The following is a 21,658-nucleotide window of genomic DNA, read 5'->3' on the forward strand; positions in this document are numbered from 1 at the left end:
TACCGTCCGCGGACGGGTACGCCGCGTGGTGTGGCAGGCGGTCTTCGCGCGGTTTACGCCAGTGCGGCGGGTTCGGGCGGATTCGGATGGGCCCGGGCGGGGCAAAGGCAACCGCAGCAGAGTGACGCAGTGTCGTACTACACCTTCAACCGAGGGCGACACGCTTCGACACAATCAGCGCGACGACTGGGCCGTGTCGGCAGACACCGCGGGCAAACCGCTCGCAGCGCCTGCCGGCGCATTCAGTGCGCGGTAGCCGGCGAGCCTGCCGCACCGGCTGGCGGTGGCGGATCCGTGACGAAGCCAAGCCGCTCCAGCCCAGCCTGCTGCGCTGCGCCCATCACCTGGGCGATCACCTCATAGCGGGTCGAACGTTCCGCACGCAATTGAATCTCCGGCTGTTCGGCCTGCTTGCCGGCGTCCGCGAAACGCGTGCGCATCTGCTCGGACGTGATGACGCTGCCGTTCCAGTACAGCTTGCCCGCAGCGTCGATGGAAAGAGAAATGGTTTGCGGCGTCTGACGTGCAGGAGCCGCCGCGACCTTGGGCAGATCGAGCCGGATCGCGTGTGAGAACAAAGGCGCGGTAATGATAAAAATCACCAGCAGCACCAGCATCACGTCGATGAGCGGCGTCATGTTGATCTCGGCCATGGGCGCGGCCGCCTGCTTTTTTTCGAGTCCGCCGAATGCCATGTCGCCTCCTTTTACGAGAGTGAGCTAGCTCTGGATGGGTCTTGAGGCGTCGTACTCGCGAGTGGGTGTCTCTTGCGAGAACTTTCCCATGACTCGTAGTTCGTTGCACCGCTCACGGGCAATCGAAACAGCCAATCAAGCCTGATGCGTCGACGCCTGCTGCGCCCGCACCATCGGCTGAGCCTGCTCGGCCGGCGCGCACACATACGCATGCAGATCGTGCGCAAAGCCGTCGAGTTCCTCCGACAACTGCCGCACGAGACGCCCGAGCACGTTATAGGCAAGCACCGCCGGAATCGCGACCACGAGGCCGAAGGCGGTCATGATCAGCGCTTCGCCAACCGGCCCGGCGACGTTCTCGATCTGCGCCTGCCCGCTCGCGGCGATGCTGCCGAGCGCGTGATAAATGCCCCACACCGTCCCGAGCAAGCCGACAAACGGTGCCGTGCTGCCCACCGACGCCAGCAGCACCTGCCCGAACTCGAGCCGCCGCTGCGACGCGCTGAGCGCCTGGCGCAGCGCCCGCAGCACGCGCTCGCTCCGTTCGACGCGAGCCAGCAACGCACCGGGAATGTCGACCTCAGCCGCGTGAAGCGCCGCTTCGGCGAGCGGCGCGAACACGCGCTCGCGATCCGTACGCTTGAGCACGGAGACGCCTTCGGACAGCGTAGGGGCCTGCCAGAACCGCGTAATGGCATGCGTAGCCTGACGTTTGGCGCGAGTGAGAATCCAGCTTTTGACGATCAGAAAGCACCAGCTTGCGATCGACATGGCCAGCAGCACATACGCGACACCGTGCGTAATCGCATCGCTGGATTGCAGGTAATGGATGATGCCGCTGCTGCCTGCCATCTGACCTCGCCGGAGAAAGTGGTTTCACGAGCAGGACAGGAGCCGCGATGCCCCTGTCCTGTCCGAAAGACCTGTGCGTAAGGCCCTCTTACCGCAGACCCAACACGTCCTGCATATCGAAGAAACCCGCTTGGTGATTCTCGAGAAAATGTACAGCACGAAGCGAGCCTTGCGCATAAGACAAACGGCTCGACGATTTGTGCGTGATCTCGATACGCTCGCCAGTACCCGCGAACAGCACCGTATGATCGCCGACAATATCGCCACCGCGAATTGCCGAGAACCCGATCGTGGACGGATCGCGCTCGCCGGTCACGCCTTCGCGGCCATAGACCGCGCAGTCGTCGAGATTACGGCCGAGCGCGCCGGCGATCACTTCGCCCATGGTCAGCGCGGTGCCAGACGGTGCATCGACCTTGTGACGGTGATGCGCCTCGATGATTTCGATGTCGTAGCCGGTCGCGAAATGCTTTGCAGCGAATTCGAGCAGCTTCAGCGTAACGTTCACGCCCACGCTCATGTTCGATGCGAACACGACGCCGATCTTGTCGCCGGCCGCGCGCAGCTGCGCTTTCTGCGCATTGTCGAAACCGGTCGTGCCGATCACCATTTTCACGTTGTGACGCTGCGCCGCTTCGAGATGCTGCAGCGTGCCGTCGGGGCGCGTGAAGTCGATCAGATAGTCGGATTCGGCGAACACGCGCTCGATGTCGTCGGTCAGCAGAACGCCCGTGGGTTTGCCGAGAAACGCGCCCGCGTCCTGGCCGAGATGCGCGGAGCCGCTACGGACAAGCGCGCCGGACAGCGTGGCGGCGGGATCGTTGAGGACGGTTTCGATGAGCATGCGGCCCATACGGCCCGATGCGCCAGCAATGGCAATTTTCATGGCGATGAGGGTGCAAAAAATGCGAAGAAAGTGCAACCCGGCAGAGGCGGGCTAATGTGGCGACGGCAGGCAGCACACCCACACGCCGCGCACATCATGAGAAAGCGGAAAAGCCGGCGGGCGTAGCGCCCGTCGGCGTTGCCCGCCTTAAGACAGGGACAGCGCGATTAGCTGCCCGTTCCCGACGAAGTGGCCGGGGACGCGGTCAACGGTGCGTTGAGCGTCGGGCCGCCGTTGCTGCTTTGCGGACCGGTCGGTCCCACCGGATTGCTGTTGTTGTCCGGCTGTTGCGGCGGCGGCGGACGATGGAACTGGAACTGCGGCTGGCCTTGAGCCGTCGGACCTTGCGACGGGATGCCGCCGCCATTCGCGGTCGGCGCGCTAGGCACGGCCGAGCGCGGATTACCCGGCGACGTTTGCACAGCACCGGTCGCCCGATTGGCGGCCTGCGCGGCTTCCGCGTTTGCGTCCGCGGACGGAACAGCGGACGCCGCGGCACCGTCGACAGCCGACGCGGCAGCAGGCGCCGCAGCGGTAGCTGCCGGCGCGCTCGCCGCACTGGCGGCAGTCGCCGTAGCCGCCCTTCTGCCACCGCGCCTGTCGCCGTCGATTTCGGCGAGCAACTCGAGGTTGGACGGCAGATCTTCGCCACCCTGCCAGCTGGTGACGATGTCACCCGAGAAGAACACTACGAAGTCGCGCTGCTGCACGATTGCCGTCGAGCCGCGCTTGAAATAGAACACGTAGTCCCAGCGGTCTGCGTGGAACATGTCGGTCAGAAGAGGCGTGCCAAGCAACTGACGCACTTGCGCACGGGTCATGCCGACTTTCATCTGGGCTGCAGCTTCTGCCGAAACAAAATTGCCTTGCACCACTGTAATCCGGTACGGCGTGATGCTTTGGGCAACACGCTGTGTCAGGCTGTCGTAAGTGGAACATCCGGCAAGAACCGCGACAGTCGCAACAGCGATCAAGGTACCCCGCATTCGGCTCCCCCGGTAGATCAATTGAGATTTTGAAATCATTTCACTCACCGTGCGGGCCCGAAGACGAGCCGCGCGAGTTTCATTCCATCGAAGATGACCAGAGAACGGCAAAAACACATTACTATGAGAGCCCAGCATTGTACTCTAGGGATCCCTTGTCATGACCAATCCAACCGATCTCAAGAATATCGGGCTCAAGGCGACCCTTCCGCGCCTCAAAATCCTTGAGATTTTTCAGCATAGCCCGGTGCGTCACCTGACCGCCGAAGACGTGTACCGCAACCTCCTGCACGAAGAGCTCGATATCGGCCTGGCAACCGTATATCGGGTGCTGACGCAATTCGAGCAGGCAGGCCTGCTCTCGCGCAGCAATTTCGAGTCGGGTAAGGCGGTGTTCGAATTGAACGAAGGGTCGCACCACGACCACCTCGTGTGCCTCGATTGCGGGCTCGTCGAAGAATTTTTCGACCCCGAAATCGAGAATCGCCAGCAGTCCATTGCGAAGGAACGCGGCTTCAAGCTGCAGGAACACGCACTGGCGCTCTACGGCGCCTGCACGAAGGAAAATTGCCCGCATCGCAAGCACTGATGCGGGTTTGGCCGCGTCGGAGGACGCGGCCAAATACACAAGAAAGCCCCGGCCGATGCGAATTGGCCGGGGCTTTTTTCATGATCGGCGCCTGCTGTGATGCAGCCGGATTTACGCCTGCGCGATCAGCTCCTCACTCACCTCGAACGCCAGCCGCCAAGGCTCGGTTAATGAGATTTCATCGCAATTGGGCTGCTCGCCGCCCCGGTCCACCACGATGAAATCGCTCACCCGATCGAGCGCCAGCAACGGGTGATGCCACACGCCTTTTGCATAGCTCACGCCCTGCCACGAATCGGTCCAGAAAGCGCGCATCTGGGCCGGGTCGAACTCGCCTGCGGGCGCGACCACGACCAGGTAATGTTCGTCGCGTAAGGGAATGAAAGCCTGACTGCCGAGCGGATGCCTTTCCATCATCGTGATATCGACCGGAAAGGCGCGTGGCTGCGCGCGGAACAGGTTGATCAGCGGTCGGCCGCCCTGCTCCGTCACGTCGACGCGAGCGAGGTCGTGATAGCGCTCGGTCGTGCCCCCATTGATCGCGAAATGACGCGCGCCATCCAGTTCGATGACCTCGCCGAACGGCGCGAAAGCCGCGCGCGTCAGGCGTTCCAGCTGCAATGTTTTCATCGGCGAACCCTCCGTTAAGCGATTTCACCCCACAGACGCAGCCGCGATACGCCGCCGTCCGGAAAGATATTGAAACGAACGTGGGTCACCGGACCGAGCGATGCGAGGCCGTCGGTGAAGGTATGCACGTGATCCATCTGCAGCTTCTGTTCGTCGAGCAGCAGCGGCCAGAACATCGCCTGCGTGACGAGCGAATCGTCGGTGCCGCCCGTAACCGACGCGGCCTGCAGCGAACAGCGGTCGGGGAAATTGCCCTTGAAGTGCGCCGTATCCACTTCGATCTTGCGGATCACGCCCGGCCGCGCCAGCGCGACGATCGCCCAGTCGTTGCCCGGCTCGCGACGCCGCCGCGTTTCCCAGCCGTCGCCCATGTTGACGCCGCGGCCCGGCATCAGCATCTGCGAAGCAGGACCGAAATGCTGATTGTTCGCGGCCACCAGATACGCGCCGTTTTCGATGGCGGCAAGGTCCAGCAGCGTGCCACGCTCGACGCGTTCCCAGTCGCGTTTCGGCTGACCGTACACGCGCAAACGCGCGAGGCCGCCGTCCGGGTACAGATTCACGCGCAGATGCGTGAAGGCGCGCGCGTCGTTCACTTCGACGTAATGGTGCTGGTTACCCTGCAACGTGGTCGCGGGCACGAGCGGCTGCCAGTCGGCGTTATCGGGCGGCGTGTCGCCGTCCGCGTAACAGGCGTCGATCGACGCAGCCGGCGGAAAATTGCCCGTGAAGTGGCTCGTGTCGAGGTCCACGCCGTGCACGACGCCCGGTCGCGCGAGGCGGATCACGCAGTGGTCGTGGCCGGTGGTGCGCTTGCGGCGGGTTTCCCAGCCGTCCATCCATTTGCCGTGATCGTCGTACTTGCCGGGGATAAACACCGCCGGTTGCGGGTCGAGCATGCGCTCTTTCGGCGCGAAGAATTCGTCGCTCGCGTACAGCGCCTTCGCGCCCAGACGCGGGTCGGCGAGATTCATGTAGCGACGGGTGAAGGCGGGAGCGTTGGGGTCGAGGATCGGATTAGCCATAGTCTCAGTCAGGCAGCGAAAAGATGAAGGACAACCGGCGGTGCTTGCAGGGTCCGCCGGTGCGGAAAGCGCGCTGCACTGGCGCGCGGAATTCGGGACGGTGGTGATGTCGACAGTCGGGTTGCAAGCTGCGGGGGACCGACCGCGCTGTTCTCAGCAGCAGGAGCGGTGGCAAAGGCGGCGGAGGCAGCAGCGAATCGCAACTTCGGCGCAGCAGGCCCGGATTCCCGCCGCCACACTCGCGGCAGACCACGAAACACATCTGCCTCCCCAGCGCCGGCTTCAGACTGCCGGCACACGCTCGCCGCTCAGCGCTTCAACGCCCGCGTCCTCGCCAGCGGGCACGTAACGCAAAGCCGCATCGCGATTCAGCACGCGATGCGCGCGCACCCGGTCGATATCGTTTTCCCACACGGCCACGACCACCGTCGCCACGCAGTTGCCGATCAGGTTGGTCAACGCGCGGGCAATGCCGACGAACCAGTCGACCGGCAGAATCAGCACGAGGCCGAGCACCGGGATCGCCGGAATCGCCGACAACGTGGCCGCCAGAATCACGATGGCCGAGCCAGGAATGCCGTGCGCGCCTTTCGACGTCACCAGCGATACGAGCACCACTACGATCAGGTCATGCAGCGACAGAGGCGTGTTCGTGGCCTGCGCGATGAAGATCACCGCCAGCGTGAGATAGATGGAAAAGCCATCGAGATTGAAGGAGTAGCCGGTCGGAATGACCAGGCCGACGGTCGAATCCTTGACGCCCATCCATTCGAGCTTGCGCATGATCTGCGGCAGAACGGCGTCGGACGAAGCGGTGCCGAGCACGATCGACAGTTCTTCGCGCAGGTAGCGGATCAGCTTGAAGATGCTGAAGCCCGCGAGCCGCATGACGACGCCCAGCACGACCGCGACGAACACGAAACAGCTCACGTAAAACACCAGCACGAGCATGCCGAGTTGCTTCAGCGACTCGACGCCGTAGGTGCCGGTGGTGAACGCAATCGCGCCGAGCACGCCGAGCGGCGCGAGCTTGATGATGAAACCCATCACGCGGAAAAACACTTGCGAGAGTTCGTCGATCAGGCTGCTCACGCGCTGCGCCTTATTTCCAAGCAGCGACAGAGCGGAGCCGAACAGCACCGAAAACACCAGAATTTGCAGGATATCGCCGGTGGCAAACGCGTTGATGGCCGTGTCGGGGATGATCTTCAGCAGAAATCCCGCGGTGTCCTTGAGACTTTTCGCGTTCTCGGTGTAAGTCGCGAGCGACGCCGGATCGAGTGAATGCAGGTTGATGTTCATGCCGACGCCCGGCCGCGTCGCGTAGGCGAGCACGGCGCCGATCACGAGCGCGATCGTCGTCATGACCTCGAAGTAGACCACCGCTTTCAGGCCGACGCGCCCGACCTTGCGCAGATCGCCCGCGTGCGCCATGCCACTGACCACCACGCAGAACACGATCGGCCCGATCACCATTTTGATCAGCTTGAGAAAGCCGTCGCCGAGCGGACGCAGCGACTGCGCGAAATGCGGATACACCGCGCCGATCACGATACCCGCCACCAGCGCTATGACGACCCGGCCAAACAGCGAATTGAAAAATTTCAACACGGCTTCCTCCTGGTTGAGATTTGCATCTGTTCAGACTGGTCGGACCAGTACTGTTATGGGCAATAGTAGGAAGCCGATATACTGGCGTCAAGGAATCATAAAACAGTGTTTACCCGTTGTTTTTCCAGCTGTTTCGGGTCGGATTGCGTCAGCAAATGTTCCGACGATACAGCCGCCCGACGCGCGTATTAGAATGCTGGTCAGACCGCGCCACCCAGTGAGCCACGATGAAAAACGTCCCGCATACCGTTACCGATGCCGCCATCGCGACCATCCGCGAACGGATTGAAGCGGGCGTCTATCCGGTGGGCAGTCTGCTGCCCGCACAGCGCCAACTGTCCGAGGAACTGTCGATCAGCCGCGCGTCGTTGCGCGAGGCGCTCTCCACGCTGGAGGCGCTCGGCTTGCTGGTGATTCGCCCGGGCAAGGGCGTCTATGTGGAAAGCGCGCAGGCCGCAGCCGCGCAGTCCTGGCGTTTCGCGGAGCAGTCGTCGCTGCCGGACACTTATCAGATGCGTTTCGCACTGGAAGGCTTTATCGCGCGGATGGCGGCGCTGGCGGTCAGCGATTCCGACCTTGCGTGGTTCGAAGAAAACATCACGGCCATGCAAACCGCGCTCGCGTGTGATGAGCTCGACGAAGCCGCCCGTCTCGACTACGACTTCCACATGCGGATCGTGAGCATTGCCGGCAACGCGGCAATTGAGTCGATTCTGAGCAGCAGCGCGGACATCATGAAGGAAAGCCAGCGGATGCCGTTCTACCGGCGCGAACTGGTGTTGTCTACGTACACCGAGCATCGCGCGATTCTGGATGCGCTGAAGACACGCGATTCCGCCGCCGCTGGCAAGGCGATCGAAACGCATATTTCGAACGCCGCACAGCGCGCAGGCGTCTATTTCCCGACACCACAGACGTAAAAAAGCCGCTCCGAAGAGCGGCTTTTTTATCTACGACGACCGGCCAGAAAACCGGTGTCGCCGAGCATGCAGCGCGCGATAACTTACTTCGCGTTAGCCAGCGCCACAGCCGTGTCCAGCATGCGGTTCGAGAAGCCCCACTCGTTGTCGTACCAGCTCGACACCTTCACCAGACGGCCCGACACCTTGGTCAGCGTCGAGTCGAACGTCGACGAAGCCGGGTTGTGGTTGAAGTCGATCGACACCAGCGGTGCCGTGTTATAGCCGAGGATGCCCTTCAGCGAACCTTCCGAGGCTTCCTTCATGATCGCGTTGACTTCTTCGACCGTCGTGTCGCGTGCAGCGATGAACGACAGATCGACGACCGACACGTTGATCGTCGGGACGCGGATTGCGTAGCCGTCGAGCTTGCCGTTCAGTTCCGGCAACACCAGGCCAACTGCCGACGCTGCGCCGGTCTTGGCCGGGATCTGGCTGTGCGTCGCCGAGCGGGCGCGGCGCAGGTCTTCGTGATACACGTCCGTCAGAACCTGGTCGTTCGTGTATGCGTGGATCGTGGTCATCAGACCGTTCACCAGGCCGATCTTGTCGTTCAGCGGCTTGACCAGCGGTGCCAGGCAGTTCGTCGTGCACGATGCATTCGAAATGACCGTGTCCGATGCCTTCAGCACGTTGTGGTTCACGCCGTAGACGATCGTTGCGTCGACGTCCTTACCGCCCGGCGCCGAGATGATGACCTTCTTTGCGCCGCCCTTGATGTGCGCGCTCGCCTTTTCCTTGGTCGTGAAAAAGCCCGTGCATTCCAGCACGATGTCGACGTTCAGCTCGCCCCACGGCAATTCAGCCGGGTTGCGGTTAGCCAGCACGCGGATCTTGTCGCCGTTCACGACCAGGTAGTCACCGTCCACCGACACTTCGCCCGGGAACTTGCCGTGCGCCGTGTCGTATTGGGTCAGGTGAGCGTTGGTCTTGGCATCGCCCAGATCGTTGATGGCGACGATTTCGATATCGTGCTTCTTGCCGTTTTCATAGAAGGCGCGCAGCGTGTTGCGGCCGATACGGCCGTAGCCGTTGATTGCGACGCGAATCGTCATGGTCTATCTCCTGATGGCTGAAAAAAATTCGTCCAGGTTTCGTCTGACTGGCTGCGTTGCCGCGCGTTCAAGCCGAGGCGTGAACGCGGACGGCAACGCCGGCGCGAAATCAGCCGAGTGCGGCTTTAGCCGTCTCTACAACGTTTTCGACGGTGAAGCCGAAATGCTTGAACAGCACGCCAGCCGGGGCCGATTCGCCGAACGTGTCGATCCCGACCACGCCGCCTTCCAGACCCACGTACTTGCGCCAGAAATCCGTCACGCCCGCTTCGATCGCGACGCGGCGCACGCCGTGCGGCAATACGCGTTCGCGGTATTCGGCGTCCTGCTTGTCGAACACGGTGGTCGACGGCATCGACACGACACGTGCCGCGATACCTTCGCGCGCCAGCGGCTCGACCGCGTTCAGCGCCAGTTCGACTTCCGAACCCGTCGCGATCAGGATGATCTTGCGTGCGACGATTTCATCGTTCCAGTCGCGCAGCACGTAACCACCCTTCTCGATGTTCGCGATCTGCGCGTCGGTGCGCTCCGAGAACTTCAGGTTCTGACGGCTGAAGATCAGGACCGACGGGCCGTGATGTTCGACCGCGTGGGTCCAGGACACCGCGGTTTCGACGGTGTCGGCCGGACGCCAGACTTGCAGATTCGGGATCAGACGCAGGCTGGCAACGTGTTCGATCGACTGGTGGGTCGGGCCGTCTTCGCCGAGGCCGATCGAGTCGTGCGTGAACACGAAGATCGACGGTGCTTTCATCAGCGCGGCGACGCGCAGTGCATTGCGGCTGTAGTCGGAGAACGTCAGGAACGTGCCGCCGAACGCCTTGAAGCCACCATGCAGCGCGACGCCGTTGATCGCGGCGCTCATGCCGAATTCGCGCACGCCGTAGTTCACGTAGTTGCCGGCCGCCTTGCCTTCTGCGTTCACACGCACCGGAACCGCTGCCTTCCAGTTGGTCAGGTTCGAGCCGGTCAGGTCGGCCGAGCCGCCGAGCAGTTCGGGCAGAACCGTCGACAGACCTTCAATAGCCTGCTGCGATGCCTTACGCGTCGCGATGGTTTCAGCGCGCTCGTTCGCACCGGCGATGATCGCGGCTGCCTTTTCCTTCCAGTCAGCCGGCAATTGCTTCGCGTCGCGGCGCTTGAATTCGGCCGCTTCCTGCGGGTACTTGGCCGCGTAAGCCGCGAATGCCTTGTCCCACTCGGATTCGATCTTCGCGCCCGCGTCCTTCGCGTCCCACGCTGCGTAGACTTCCTGCGGAATCACGAACGGCTCCCACTTCCAGCCGATCGCTTCACGCGTTGCCGCGATTTCCTTGTCGCCGAGCGGCGAGCCGTGCGAATCGTGGCTGCCGGACTTGGTCGGCGCGCCTTCGCCGATCACGGTCTTGCAGCAGATCAGCGTCGGCTTGTCCGACAGCTTGGCCTGCTTGATCGCGGCGTCGACGGCGTCGACATCGTGGCCGACCACGTTCGGGATCACGTTCCAACCGTACGCCTCGAAGCGCTTCGGCGTGTCGTCGTGGAACCAGTGAACCACTTCGCCGTCGATCGAGATGCCGTTGTCGTCGTAGAAGGCGATCAGCTTGTTCAGCTTAAGCACGCCGGCCAGCGAGCACGCTTCGTGCGAGATGCCTTCCATCAGGCAGCCGTCGCCGACAAATACGTACGTGTGGTGATCGACGATCTTCGCGTCAGCCTTGTTGAATTCGGTCGCGAGCAGCGACTCGGCGAGCGCCATGCCGACCGCATTCGCCAGACCTTGACCCAACGGGCCCGTGGTCGTTTCGACGCCCGGCGTGATGCCGTATTCCGGGTGCCCCGGCGTCTTCGAATGCATTTGACGGAAGTTCTTCAGCTCTTCCATCGGCAGGTCGTAGCCGGTGAGATGCAGCAGCGAGTACAGCAGCATCGAGCCGTGGCCGTTCGACAGCACGAAGCGGTCACGGTCGGCCCATTGCGGGTTCGTCGGGTTGTGACGCAGATGGCGCGACCACAAAGCCACGCCGATTTCGGCCATGCCCATTGGCATGCCGGGGTGGCCGGAATTCGCTTTTTGAACGGCATCCATGGACAGCGCACGGATTGCGTTGGCCATCAGGGAGGGGGTTGCGGGAGACGAGGTCGTCATGTCGAGTCCGGAGACAGAGTCAGAAAGCGGTGCGCGCTTGAGGACCGGAAGCTCGAATGCCAGTTCGCTTCGGCGCACGATGCGGCGCCAGGAGACGCGAAACGGGCAGAGCAAACGGACAAGGCTGAAAGCGAGACATTCTAGCAGAACGTGACCGGCGACCGGCCCGGAAAGCCGCGTCGTCGTGTGGTCCGATACACGAGGTGCGGCCCGCCGCCACACGGCCCTTTACAATTGCGTACAACCCTGAACCACCGCGCTCGTGACAGAGCCCGCCACCCGTGAGCGCTCCGCTGCTGTTCCACCCGAGTCCCGACGCCGTCTACGGATTTCCGCACGCGCGGCTGATCGAACGAGTCGACTCGCCGTATCAGCGGATCGAGGTGTGGGATACACCGCAGCTTGGCCGGCTTTTCACGCTCGACGGCCGTCCGATGACCTCCACCGGCGACGAGTTCATCTATCACGAATGCATGGTGCACCCGGCCGCGCTCGCGCATCCTTCACCACGCGCCGCGCTGGTGCTGGGCGGCGGCGATGGCGGCGCCGCGCGGCAACTGCTGCGGCATCCGTCGATCGAGCGGATCGTGGTGGCGGAACTCGATGCGGAAGTCGTCCGCCTGACGCGCGAGCATTTGCCGGAAGTGCACGGCGGCGCTTTCGACGACCCGCGTGTCGAACTGGTGATCGGCGACGCGGCGCATTACGTGGCAGCGGCCGCGTCGGCGCAATTCGACCTTGTGATCTTCGATCTGACGCCGCCCGACTCGCCCGCCGCCGGCCTTTACACACGCCCCTTCTACCAGCAACTCAAGCGCGCGATGAGCCCACTTGCCGCGCTGTCGGTCCATCTCGGCTCGCCGTATCAGCATGTAGAGCGCATTGCCGGCCTGCTCGACAACCTCAGCGCCGAATTCAGCAGCGTCCGCACGATGAACACCTTCGTCCCCCTCTACGGCTCGCTCTGGATGATGGCAACCGCGAGCAACACGCTCGACCCCGCAGCCCTGCCCGCCGAAACAATCGCCGAACGCCTGGCCAATCGCCGGATCGATTCGCTAAAGCACTACGATCCCGCAATCCACGCAGGACTGTTCTCGGCATCGCGAGCCGTGCGCGATAAACTAAGTCAATTCTTAAAGCCATCAATCTGACGTGTGGGCACAATGCGCGATTGGTCAGGCGACGCCATCGGAGCATCGATACGCGACCGCCCATCCAGCCTTGCAGCATGTGTTCCGCCAACCTTCTAGATCGGAGAACCCCATGACCGCCCTCCGCCCAGCCGGTGTGCCCTGGTTGACCCCCTATCTGACGGTACGTGACGCGCGCGCCACGACTGCGTTCTTTTCGGCGGCGTTCGGCTTCGAAGTGCGCGACAGTGTCCAGGACGACGGCGTCGTCATGCACGTCGAGATGACCTATCAAGGGCAGTTGATCGTGATGTTCGCGCCGGAAGGCGCGTTCGGCTCGGCCGCGAAAACACCCAAAAGCGCGGGCGCGATCGCCCCGCAATCGTTCTATGTCTATGTCGACGATGTCGACGCGGTTTATACGCGGGCGCTGGCGGCCGGCGCAAAATCGCTGAGCGAGCCACAGGATCAGTTCTGGGGCGACCGGTTCGCCCAGGTCGAAGATCTGGACGGCTACCGCTGGGCGCTCGCTCGCCACCTTTCCTGAGCCAATGAGTATTTTTCTGATGCCCCGCTTTTTCGTCAGCACCCCGCTCAATCCCGACGACGTCATGCAGCTTCCCGATGACGTCGTCCGGCACGTCCTCGTGCTGCGCTTGCAGTCCGGCGATTCGATCGTGCTTTTTAATGGCGAGGGCGGCGAATACAGCGCCGAACTCGTCGAAGTCGAACGTCGGTCGGTTTCGGTCCGAATCCGCGAATTTCGCGCGATCGAGGTCGAGACGCCTTATCAGCTAACGCTCGCGCAGGGCATTGCCGGCGGCGACAAAATGGACTGGCTGATCGAAAAAGCAGTCGAACTGGGCGCATCCTGCTTCGTTCCGCTGACTACGACGCGCAGCGTCGTGCGCTTATCGGGCGAGCGTGCGCAGCGGCGGCATGCGCATTGGCAGGGCATTGTGCGCGCGTCGTGCGAACAATGCGGACGCAACCGGTTGCCCGAAGTCATGCCCGTGCGCGAGATCGCGACGTGGCTCGGCGCGCTGCCCCGCGAGCTTGCGGAAGGTGAGTTGCGGATTCTGCTGTCGCCGCGCGCCAGCATCAGCTTCGCAGCATTGCCGGCGACGCCGCCGCGCGGTCGCGTGACCGTGCTGGTCGGCCCGGAAGGCGGTTTTTCCGCTGCGGAAGAAGCGGCAGCAACCGATCACGGATTTATCGCCGTGGGCCTTGGACCGCGTGTGTTGCGCACCGAAACGGCGGGCATTGCGGTTCTGTCGGGGTTGGCTGCGCGTTGGGGCGGATGGTAAGTCGCCTCCAACTTCGCGCTACGCACCGTCACGCGGAATGAAAAAACCCGAAGCCCAAAAGCAAAAGGCCCGCCAATTGGCGGGCCTTTTTTCTTATTCCATCATGCAACGTGCAGCTATCTGTGCGGAATTTCACGCAAACGAGTAAAACACCCGGAACGCCACTTTGCGCTCGGCCCAGAATTCGGCGGCCTCGCGGAACACGTCGAGCAGCGTCTCACGCCCTTCCTTGTCGAATTTCTGCGCCACCGGCAACTGGTCGAGCACGATCACAAAGCCCGGCTGCGTACCGGCTTTATGAACGAGATCGGTCAGGCTGTCATAAAGCGCGTCGTAATTTTTGCCGAAATGCTTGGGAAACAGGAACGACGTAGCAATGGTTTCGAGCACTTCCTGTTTGGACGCCGCGTTCGCGCAGTACGCATACAAAAAATGCTGGCCGAGCTGGCTGGCTTCGTCAGCGAGATCCTGCACGCGGAACGCGCGGATCGACTGTACGATGTTCGGTCGTACGGTCTTGAAAAGGCTCATGGGCTCCTCGTTCGATGAAACCACCGTGCCAGCTTCGCTCTGGTTATCGCGACCCTGCTCGCCGGCGCGCATCTTCATGACGCGTTGGAACAAATTGCCGTCGCCGGCCGCGAAAAGATCCGTCGCGACTCCGGTATCGTGCGCGTAGACGTTGTCGCTCATGCCGTTCATCCCGATGTCATTCAACAATACGATTAAAACTGGTGTAGTGGTCGTCCGAGTAGTAACAATTGTCGGTTCGCTTTAGCGGACCTCCGCAGACGATGCGACGCGCCCCGCGATTGTGCGCACGAGGCGTGGGAACGGTGTATTCGTGGTAATAGCCGCGCCGATGGGCCGGCAGCAACCGTTCGCGATTGCCGAATACGATGCCGTCCTTCTCATACGGGTAAGGCCCGCCAGCAGCAATCAAGTTCAATGTATTGACCGCTTCGCGCGGTAACTGAGCCAGCGCGACCGTGCCCTGTGCGTTCGTATCGACAGGCGCCGTGTAGTCGCGGGCAAACGCGCCAGGCACGGAGCCGGATAACGCGTACAGCGTAAAAGCACCGAACAGCACGCCTTTAATGCGCAGCCACTTGCGTGCCATGTATCAAGGTTCCCCGCTGTTAGATCACGAGTTTGACGACCATGAAAGTCGTAAGGGTATCGCTAATAGCCCCCGGAATCAACGTTAGCCGGGCAGCCTAAGGCCATCCAATCGCGCGGGAAAGGCTACAGGTGGGTGTTTGACGAGTTTTGACAGAATGTTTAGCTTGATCGAGCTAAACTGAGCCCGACTGCGCAAATTGGTAGTGCATGACAGGCTAATCAGCACGTTGGCTGCGTGCACTGCTATTCCCCGGCTAGCGCGCCGTGGCCAGTTGCAGTCTTTGAAATTTGATGTGTGAGTAGCTGGTTTTAGGGTGGCTATCCCCTGCTTACCCTCGGGCGTGCCCATTGCGGGCACGCCTTTTTTTTCGCATGGCGCCTCAAAAAACAGCGCCATGCCTGCCCGGATCGCGAAGATCAGCGAGCAGCGATCACGTCTGCAACCAGCAGGGCCGTCATGTTGACGATCCGGCGAACCGTCGCCGACGCCGTCAGCACGTGCACCGGCTTGGCCGCGCCCAGCAGCATCGGGCCAATCGCGATGTTGTTGCCGGCTGCCGTCTTCAGCAGGTTGTACGAAATGTTGGCGGCGTCGATGTTCGGCAGCACCAGCAGGTTCGCTTCGCCTTCGAGCGTCGAGTCGGGCAGCACTTCGCGGCGCAGATTCGCGTCGAGTGCGACGTCGCCGTGCATTTCGCCGTCAACATGCAGTTCCGGCGCACGCTCGCGCAGGATTGCCAGCGTATCGCGCATCTTCTGCGCGGTCGGCGCGTTGCTTGAACCGAAGTTCGAGTGCGACAACAGTGCGACCTTCGGCTCGATACCGAAGCGGCGAACTTCTTCCGCCGCCATGATCGTGATTTCAGCCAGTTGCTCCGGCGTCGGATCGACGTTCACGTGCGTGTCGACCAGGAAAATCTGGCGATTCGGCAGCACGAGGCCGTTCATTGCCGCGTAGACCTTGGCGCCTTCCTTCTTGCCGATTACCTGGTCGATGAAGTGCAGGTGACGATGCGTCGTGCTGACCGTACCGCAGATCATGCCGTCCGCTTCGCCCTTCTCCACCAGCATCGCGCCGATCAGCGTGGTGCGGCGGCGCATTTCGAGCTTCGCCATTTGCGGCGTGATGCCCTTGCGGGACATCATCTTGTAGTATTCCTGCCAGAAATCGCGATAACGCTCGTCATGATCGGTATTGACGATCGTGTAGTCCTGACCCGCGACCAGACGCAGACCGAAGCGCGCAATGCGCTGCTCGATCACTGCCGGACGGCCGATCAGAATCGGCTTCGCCAGCTTTTCGTCGACGATAATCTGCATGGCGCGCAGCACGCGCTCTTCTTCGCCTTCCGCGAACACGATGCGCTTCTTCTCCGGCTCGACGCCACGCGCCAACTGGAAAATCGGCTTCATCGTCGTGCCGCTGTGATACACGAACTGCTGCAGATGCTGCTCGTACGCTTCCATGTCCTCGATCGGACGCTCGGCGACGCCGCATTCCATCGCGGCCTTCGCCACAGCCGGTGCGACCTTGACGATCAAACGCGGGTCGAACGGCTTCGGAATCAGGTATTCGGGACCGAACGACAGGTCCTGAATGCCATAAGCCGTCGCGACGATATCGCTCTGCTCCTGACGAGCCAGTTCAGCGATTGCGTTGACCGCTGCAATTTCCATTTCCCGCGTGACCGTCGTCGCGCCTGCATCGAGCGCGCCGCGGAACAGGAACGGGAACACCAGCACGTTGTTCACCTGGTTCGGATAGTCGGTACGGCCCGTGCACAGCACGGCGTCCGGACGCACTTCGAGCGCCAGTTCCGGCAGGATTTCCGGCGTCGGGTTGGCCAGCGCGAGAATCAGCGGCTTCTCCGCCATCTGCTTGACCATGTCCTGCTTCAGCACGCCGCCAGCCGACAGGCCCAGGAAAATGTCCGCGCCGCCGATCGCTTCAGCGAGCGTGCGAGCGTCGGTTTCGCGCGCGAAGCGCTCCTTGTCCGGGTCCATCAGTTCGACGCGGCCCTTGTAGACCACGCCGGCCAGGTCGGTCACGGTGATGTTTTCGAGCGGCAGGCCGATATCGACCAGCAGGTCCAGACAGGCCAGCGCAGCCGCGCCCGCGCCCGACGACACCAGCTTGACGCTCTTGATGTCCTTGCCGACCACCTTCAAACCGTTGGTGATCGCCGCCGCGACGACGATTGCCGTGCCGTGCTGGTCATCGTGGAAAACCGGGATCTTCATGCGCTTGCGGCATTCGCGCTCGACGATGAAGCAGTCCGGCGCCTTGATGTCTTCGAGGTTGATCCCGCCGAAAGTCGGTTCAAGCGCGGCGATCACGTCGACCAGCTTGTGCGGATCGGATTCGTTCAGCTCGATATCGAACACGTCGATGCCGGCAAACTTCTTGAACAGAACAGCCTTGCCTTCCATGACCGGCTTCGACGCGAGCGGCCCGATGTTGCCCAGGCCCAGCACCGCAGTGCCGTTCGTGACGACGCCGACCAGGTTGCTGCGCGCCGTGAATCGCGCGGCATTCAGCGGGTTTTCGACGATTTCCTCGCACGCGAATGCGACGCCCGGCGAATACGCCAACGCGAGGTCGCGCTGGTTGATCATCTGCTTGGTCGGGGCGATCGCGATCTTCCCCGGGGTGGGGAACTCGTGGTAATCGAGGGCGGCTTCGCGGAGTTTGCTATTGACGGGATTCGACATAAGGCGGGCTTCGAAGTGCAGATTAGAATAGATGTTCGACGGCATTGTAGCCCCAATTGCCTACGCGATTCCTTCAATACGGGTGCAACTGCCGCGACTTAAAAGGAGTGAACGTCCACGCCGATTCGTGTCGCCCTGTCGAAAGTCCCGCAAGAAGTTGCATGCGGATTGAATCCCAATGCAGCAGCAACTTCGTACAATGCACGCCGTTAGCCGCTTTTCGCGGCGTTCCTTCCTTTTCTGCTGGCCGCCATGCTCTCCGAGTTCTCGCTGATCGATCGATTTTTTGCTCGCCGGGCCGCAGCGGTTCGTCCATCTGACGCTACCGAAGGGACGCTCGGCATCGGCGACGACTGCGCTTTGCTCGCGCCGCGAGCAGGCGAGATGCTGGCGATATCGACGGACATGCTGGTAGAAGGCCGTCACTTCTTCCCCGATGTCGATCCCGAAGCGCTCGGTCACAAAACGCTCGCTGTGAATCTGTCGGACCTTGCGGCAATGGGCGCGCAACCGCAGGCCTTCACATTGGCGTTTTCTTTGCCGAAAGCGGACGAAGCCTGGCTAGCCGCATTCAGCGAAGGACTCTTCGCGCTCGCCGAACGTTACGGTTGCGAGCTGATCGGCGGCGACACGACCGGCGGTCCGTTGAATCTGTGCGTGACGGTGTTCGGCAGCGTGCCGCCGCAATCGGCGTTGCGCCGCGACGCAGCCAGACCGGGCGACGACATCTGGATCTCCGGCACACTCGGCGACGCGCGCGCCGGGCTTGGCGTGCAACGCGGCGAGTGGTCTGCTGATCCGGGCGACGCTGCGACATTTCGCCGCGCCCTCGAACGCCCGGAGCCGCGGGTGCCGCTCGGGCTCGCGCTGCGCGGCGTCGCGCACGCGGCGCTCGACCTGTCCGACGGACTGGCCGGCGATCTGCGGCACATTCTCGAACGCTCGTCGGTCGAGGCCACGGTCGACATCGATGCCATTCCGCGCTCCGACGCACTGCGCCGTCTGTCGCCGGAAATTCAGCAGCGTTGCACGCTCGCCGGCGGCGACGACTACGAACTCTGCTTCACGGCGCCGGCCGAAGCGCGCGCGTCGGTCGAAGCGGCGGGTCGGAAGGCGGCCGTGGCGGTCACCCGCATCGGTACAATAAGCGCTCTCCAGGCGGCAGAAGACCGCCCGGCGATCCACTGGCGCAACGCCGCCGGGACGCCGCTCAACCTGACGTTGCAAGGCTTCGATCACTTCCATGCAGACTGATCCCCCGCTCGGCCCCGCCGACGAACTCATCGGCGGCCCGTCGCCCCAGGCGCCCGGGCCGGACGCGCCCCGGCCCCGTCCGCGCCGCGCGACTGCGCGTTTCATGCTGTCGCATCCGCTGCATATTCTGTCGCTGGGTTTTGGCAGCGGCCTGTCGCCGGTTGCGCCGGGCACGATGGGAACGCTGTTCGCGTGGGCGTCGTTTGCCGTGTTGAGCCGATATCTCACCGTGGTCGAGTGGGCGGTGCTGATCGTGGTGGGATTTATCGCCGGAATCGGGATTTGCAGCTTCACGGCGAAAAAGCTCAATGTCGCCGATCCGTCGCAAGTCGTGTGGGACGAAATCATCGCGTTCTGGCTAGTGCTGCTGATGGTCACGCCCGTCACGCTGACCGGCCAGCTTTGGGCGTTCATCGTGTTCCGTTTCTTCGACATGGTGAAACCGCCGCCCATCGGTTATTTCGACCGCCGCCTGAAAGGTGGTTTTGGCATCATGTTCGACGACCTGGTCGCCGCGTTTTTCACATTGCTCGTGATCGCGTTGTGGCGCATGTCGGTTTGAGCGCCAGCCGCGCGTAGTCTCATCTTCTGTCTCCCGGACACACCATGCCTACCGATTCCGTGGTTCACCAGCTCGCGATTCGCGTCAGCAACCGTCTGCGCGATGAGCGCCTGATGCTCGTCACCGCCGAGTCCTGCACGGGCGGCATGGTGGCGACCGCGATCACCGACATCTCCGGCAGCAGCGGCTGGTTCGAGCGCGGTTTCGTCACGTATTCGAATCAGGCAAAAAGCGAAATGATCGGCGTCCCACCCGACCTGATCGACAAGCACGGCGCGGTCAGCGAACCCGTGGCGCGTGCGATGGCCGAAGGCGCGCTGCGCAATAGCCGCGCGCAGGTGTCCCTGTCGATTACCGGCGTCGCCGGGCCGGGCGGCGGCACGGAAACCAAGCCGGTCGGGATGGTGTCGTTCGGTTGGAGCAACCGGCTGCATACGTCGGTGGAGACGAAGGTTTTTAAGGGCGATCGCGAACAGATTCGCGTGCAGGCCGCCGCTCATGCGTTGCGCGGCGTGCTGGCGCTGCTCGACGAGCGCGAGCATTAAGCGTCCCCTTCTCCTTTTGCATGGCGGAAAACGATGCCCGATTCGCATTCAGCCAAAGACGAGTTGATCCGGCGCTTCGATCTGAAGCCGCATCCCGAGGGTGGTTTTTTTAGCGAGACTTACCGGTCAAAGGCGCTGATAAGCCGCGACGACGGCTCGGCGCGTTCGGCATCGACGGCGATTTACTACCTGCTTTGCGACGGCGCGCATTCGGCGTGGCATCGGATCAAGTCCGACGAAGTCTGGCATTTTTATGCTGGCGAGCCGTTGCTGGTTCACGTGCTCGACGCAAACGGCGCACTGGTCACGCACAGGCTCGGCAATGCGTTGACGCATCCCGAAGCCGTATTTCAGGCGGTCGTGCCCGCCAGTTTGTGGTTTGCGGCGGAGTGCGCCGATCCGGCGACGTTCGCGCTAGTGGGCTGCACAGTGGCGCCGGGGTTCGAATTCAGCGAGTTCGAACTGGCTGATGTCGACGTGCTGAAGCGGCAGTATCCGCAGCATTCGGATTTGATCGGGCGGATGAGGTCGATGGGCTGACCGGGCCGGATTCGGCTCCGGTCGTTCAGAACTCAGAACTCAGAAGAAACTCCGTCTCTGCCGCTGCGTCCCTTACCCATCCAACGGGCTGCAGGTCCTCAAACCAGCAGCCCTTCTACTCACCGGAACGCATTGATCCGGTCACGCGTTTCCATCGCCGCCTTCGCTGCGGCTTCCGCGAAGTCATCACCCTTGCCCGCGTAAATGATCGCGCGCGACGAGTTGATCAGCATGCCCGTGCCATTCGCGGTACGGCCGGCGTTGACCGTCGCCTGCACGTCGCCGCCTTGCGCGCCAATGCCCGGAATCAGCAGCGGCATATCGCCGACGATCCCACGCACCACCTCGATCTCCTTCGGGAACGTAGCGCCGACCACCAGCGCCAGTTGGCCACTCGCATTCCACTTGTCCGCCGCGAGTTGTGCGACGACCTGATACAGCGGACGCCCGCCCGTCTCCAGGAATTGCAGATCGGAACCGCCCGCGTTCGACGTACGGCACAGCACGATCACGCCCTTGCCTTCATGTTCCAGATACGGCTGGATCGAATCGAAACCCATGTACGGATTCACCGTCACCGAATCCGCCTGATAGCGCTCGAACGCCTCGCGCGCGTATTGCTCGGCGGTGCTGCCGATATCGCCGCGCTTCGCATCCAGAATCACCGGCAGGCCCGGATGATTCGTGTGAATGTGCGCGATCAGTTGCTCGAGCTGGTCTTCCGCGCGATGTGCGGCGAAATACGCGATTTGCGGTTTGAACGACGACGCATACGGCGCGGTGGCATCGACGATCGCGCGGCAGAAGTCGAAAATCGCGTCGGGCCGGTTCGCAAGCGCGCCCGGGAATTTGCTGGGCTCGGGATCGAGGCCGACGCACAGCAGCGAGTTCGTGCGCTGCCAGGCGTCGTTGAGTGTCTGGATGAAATTGGACATGGTGAGTCTCGCGGCGAGCCGGTAATCGGAAGAGGCGCGTATTTTACCCGTCCTGCGCGGCGGGTCGGGTCGCGCGCGGCGACGGGCGTCGGCGCTGGCCGCTAAAACCGGCAACCGCCGACTACACCC

22 protein-coding genes are annotated in these 21,658 nt (G+C 62.6%); 9 read left to right on the forward strand and 13 right to left on the reverse strand.

Annotated elements, in window-relative coordinates:
- Positions 1–242: 242 nt before the first annotated feature.
- The 4 genes from BLS41_RS14935 to BLS41_RS14950 all read right to left on the reverse strand — a co-directional run bounded on the left by BLS41_RS14935 (position 243) and on the right by BLS41_RS14950 (position 3,419).
- Positions 243–695: an ExbD/TolR family protein gene (locus BLS41_RS14935; protein ID WP_074765757.1), complete on the reverse strand. Its 453-nt coding sequence runs from the start codon at positions 693–695 to the stop codon at positions 243–245.
- A 135-nt stretch (positions 696–830) separates the two neighbouring features.
- A complete protein-coding gene (locus BLS41_RS14940; protein WP_074765759.1) occupies positions 831–1,547 on the reverse strand; it encodes a MotA/TolQ/ExbB proton channel family protein in 717 nt (238 codons plus the stop codon).
- 88 nt (positions 1,548–1,635) lie between these two features.
- Entirely contained in the window at positions 1,636–2,433 is a 798-nt protein-coding gene (gene dapB / locus BLS41_RS14945; RefSeq protein WP_074765761.1) for a 4-hydroxy-tetrahydrodipicolinate reductase, read from the reverse strand.
- Positions 2,434–2,600: 167 nt separating this feature from the next.
- A complete protein-coding gene (locus BLS41_RS14950) occupies positions 2,601–3,419 on the reverse strand; it encodes an outer membrane protein assembly factor BamE (protein ID WP_074765763.1) in 819 nt (272 codons plus the stop codon).
- A gap of 160 nt (positions 3,420–3,579) precedes the next feature.
- Here BLS41_RS14950 and fur point away from each other — a divergent pair, with 160 nt between their 5' ends.
- Positions 3,580–4,008: a ferric iron uptake transcriptional regulator gene (gene fur, locus BLS41_RS14955; protein ID WP_074765765.1), complete on the forward strand. Its 429-nt coding sequence runs from the start codon at positions 3,580–3,582 to the stop codon at positions 4,006–4,008.
- A 111-nt stretch (positions 4,009–4,119) separates the two neighbouring features.
- On the opposite strand, the gene BLS41_RS14960 is transcribed toward fur, so the two are convergent.
- From BLS41_RS14960 to BLS41_RS14970, 3 genes are all read right to left on the reverse strand, one after another.
- The gene (locus BLS41_RS14960; RefSeq protein WP_074765767.1) at positions 4,120–4,638 is read right to left on the reverse strand and encodes an ureidoglycolate lyase; all 519 of its coding nucleotides are present in this window, start codon (positions 4,636–4,638) and stop codon (positions 4,120–4,122) included.
- Between the two features lie 14 nt (positions 4,639–4,652).
- Positions 4,653–5,663 carry an allantoicase gene (alc, locus tag BLS41_RS14965; RefSeq protein ID WP_074765769.1) on the reverse strand — a complete coding sequence of 337 codons (1,011 nt, stop codon included), beginning with the start codon at positions 5,661–5,663 and terminating at the stop codon, positions 4,653–4,655.
- A 282-nt stretch (positions 5,664–5,945) separates the two neighbouring features.
- Complete coding sequence (locus BLS41_RS14970; protein ID WP_074765771.1) at positions 5,946–7,274, reverse strand: C4-dicarboxylate transporter DctA; 1,329 nt, start codon at positions 7,272–7,274, stop codon at positions 5,946–5,948.
- Positions 7,275–7,501: 227 nt separating this feature from the next.
- Between BLS41_RS14970 and BLS41_RS14975 the strand changes: the two genes are divergently transcribed.
- Positions 7,502–8,194: a FadR/GntR family transcriptional regulator gene (locus BLS41_RS14975; protein WP_074765773.1), complete on the forward strand. Its 693-nt coding sequence runs from the start codon at positions 7,502–7,504 to the stop codon at positions 8,192–8,194.
- Positions 8,195–8,277: 83 nt separating this feature from the next.
- Here the strand turns inward: BLS41_RS14975 and gap are convergent, their stop codons facing one another.
- Positions 8,278–9,288 (reverse strand): type I glyceraldehyde-3-phosphate dehydrogenase, encoded by a 1,011-nt coding sequence (gene gap / locus BLS41_RS14980; protein ID WP_074765775.1) that lies wholly within the window; start codon positions 9,286–9,288, stop codon positions 8,278–8,280.
- A 109-nt stretch (positions 9,289–9,397) separates the two neighbouring features.
- Complete coding sequence (tkt, locus tag BLS41_RS14985) at positions 9,398–11,419, reverse strand: transketolase (RefSeq protein WP_074766557.1); 2,022 nt, start codon at positions 11,417–11,419, stop codon at positions 9,398–9,400.
- 281 nt (positions 11,420–11,700) lie between these two features.
- Between tkt and speE the strand changes: the two genes are divergently transcribed.
- The 3 genes from speE (at position 11,701) to BLS41_RS15000 (ending at position 13,859) form a co-directional block, all read left to right on the forward strand.
- Positions 11,701–12,573: a polyamine aminopropyltransferase gene (speE, locus tag BLS41_RS14990; RefSeq protein ID WP_074765777.1), complete on the forward strand. Its 873-nt coding sequence runs from the start codon at positions 11,701–11,703 to the stop codon at positions 12,571–12,573.
- Positions 12,574–12,685: 112 nt separating this feature from the next.
- A complete protein-coding gene (locus BLS41_RS14995) occupies positions 12,686–13,099 on the forward strand; it encodes a VOC family protein (RefSeq protein WP_074765779.1) in 414 nt (137 codons plus the stop codon).
- A gap of 19 nt (positions 13,100–13,118) precedes the next feature.
- A complete protein-coding gene (locus BLS41_RS15000) occupies positions 13,119–13,859 on the forward strand; it encodes a 16S rRNA (uracil(1498)-N(3))-methyltransferase (protein WP_074766560.1) in 741 nt (246 codons plus the stop codon).
- Positions 13,860–13,991: 132 nt separating this feature from the next.
- Here BLS41_RS15000 and BLS41_RS15005 read toward each other — a convergent pair whose 3' ends face one another.
- The 3 genes from BLS41_RS15005 to BLS41_RS15015 all read right to left on the reverse strand — a co-directional run bounded on the left by BLS41_RS15005 (position 13,992) and on the right by BLS41_RS15015 (position 17,738).
- Entirely contained in the window at positions 13,992–14,552 is a 561-nt protein-coding gene (locus BLS41_RS15005; RefSeq protein WP_074766562.1) for a barstar family protein, read from the reverse strand.
- 16 nt (positions 14,553–14,568) lie between these two features.
- Positions 14,569–14,979, reverse strand: coding sequence for a ribonuclease (locus BLS41_RS15010; RefSeq protein WP_074765781.1), 411 nt, complete (start codon positions 14,977–14,979; stop codon positions 14,569–14,571).
- 419 nt (positions 14,980–15,398) lie between these two features.
- A complete protein-coding gene (locus BLS41_RS15015) occupies positions 15,399–17,738 on the reverse strand; it encodes an NADP-dependent malic enzyme (RefSeq protein WP_074765783.1) in 2,340 nt (779 codons plus the stop codon).
- A 207-nt stretch (positions 17,739–17,945) separates the two neighbouring features.
- Between BLS41_RS15015 and thiL the strand changes: the two genes are divergently transcribed.
- From thiL to BLS41_RS15035, 4 genes are read left to right on the forward strand one after another with little or no spacing between them, the layout of a single operon-like run.
- Entirely contained in the window at positions 17,946–18,947 is a 1,002-nt protein-coding gene (gene thiL, locus BLS41_RS15020; RefSeq protein WP_074765785.1) for a thiamine-phosphate kinase, read from the forward strand.
- A complete protein-coding gene (locus tag BLS41_RS15025; RefSeq protein ID WP_171910232.1) occupies positions 18,937–19,509 on the forward strand; it encodes a phosphatidylglycerophosphatase A family protein in 573 nt (190 codons plus the stop codon). Before thiL ends, BLS41_RS15025 begins: the two co-directional genes overlap by 11 nt.
- Before the next feature lie 44 nt (positions 19,510–19,553).
- A complete protein-coding gene (locus tag BLS41_RS15030; protein ID WP_074765787.1) occupies positions 19,554–20,054 on the forward strand; it encodes a CinA family protein in 501 nt (166 codons plus the stop codon).
- Between the two features lie 33 nt (positions 20,055–20,087).
- Complete coding sequence (locus BLS41_RS15035; protein ID WP_074765789.1) at positions 20,088–20,594, forward strand: cupin domain-containing protein; 507 nt, start codon at positions 20,088–20,090, stop codon at positions 20,592–20,594.
- A gap of 119 nt (positions 20,595–20,713) precedes the next feature.
- Here BLS41_RS15035 and pyrF read toward each other — a convergent pair whose 3' ends face one another.
- Entirely contained in the window at positions 20,714–21,529 is an 816-nt protein-coding gene (gene pyrF / locus BLS41_RS15040; RefSeq protein WP_074765791.1) for an orotidine-5'-phosphate decarboxylase, read from the reverse strand.
- Between the last annotated feature and the right edge of the window lie 129 nt (positions 21,530–21,658).

Source organism: Paraburkholderia fungorum, assembly GCF_900099835.1.
GTDB classification, from domain to species: domain Bacteria; phylum Pseudomonadota; class Gammaproteobacteria; order Burkholderiales; family Burkholderiaceae; genus Paraburkholderia; species Paraburkholderia fungorum_A.